Consider the following 575-nt stretch of genomic DNA (forward strand, 5'->3'; position numbering starts at 1 on the left):
AAATGAGAGCGTCCAGATGACATTCAGCTACAGCGTGGTCGATGGCAAGGGCGGCGTTACACCGGCTGCAGCGGTGGTGACGGTCACTGGCAGCAACGATGCGCCGGTCATCACTACTACGGCGACCAACCTGAAGCTTTTCGAAGGCAATGCCGCCTTGAGCGCTTCCGGTACGCTGGGTTTCAGCGATAGCGACCGCAATGCCACTGTGGCAGCGAGCCTGGCTGGCGCTACAGTGACCACCACGGGCGTCACCCTGACCGACACGCAGGCCGCTGCCTTCAAGCAGGCGTACACGATTGCCGACGGCGGGCAGTGGAGTTTCAGCCTGGCGTCGCCGGATTACCTGGCGCAAGGCCAGACGGTGCAGGTGGCTTACCAAGTGAACGTCGCCGACGACAAGGGCACCACCGTCACCCAGGTCCAAACCATCACGGTGACCGGCACCAATGATGTCCCGGTGATCGGCGGCATATCGACTGGCACGGTCCAGGAGGACGTGGGCCTGACTGGAAATCTTCTGACCACAAAGGGCGCGCTGACCATTGCAGATGCCGACGCTGGCCAGTCGAGCT

Annotated in this window: 1 protein-coding gene; it reads left to right on the forward strand. The window is 62.4% G+C overall.

Annotation, left to right across the window (positions count from 1 at the left end; genetic code table 11):
- Positions 1-16: 16 nt before the first annotated feature.
- Positions 17-575: VCBS domain-containing protein (locus JK635_RS16470; protein ID WP_202655051.1), on the forward strand; the 559-nt coding region annotated here is incomplete at its 3' end.

It is taken from the genome of Neobacillus paridis (assembly GCF_016765675.1).
Taxonomy (GTDB): Bacteria; Bacillota; Bacilli; order Bacillales; family Cytobacillaceae; genus Neobacillus; species Neobacillus paridis.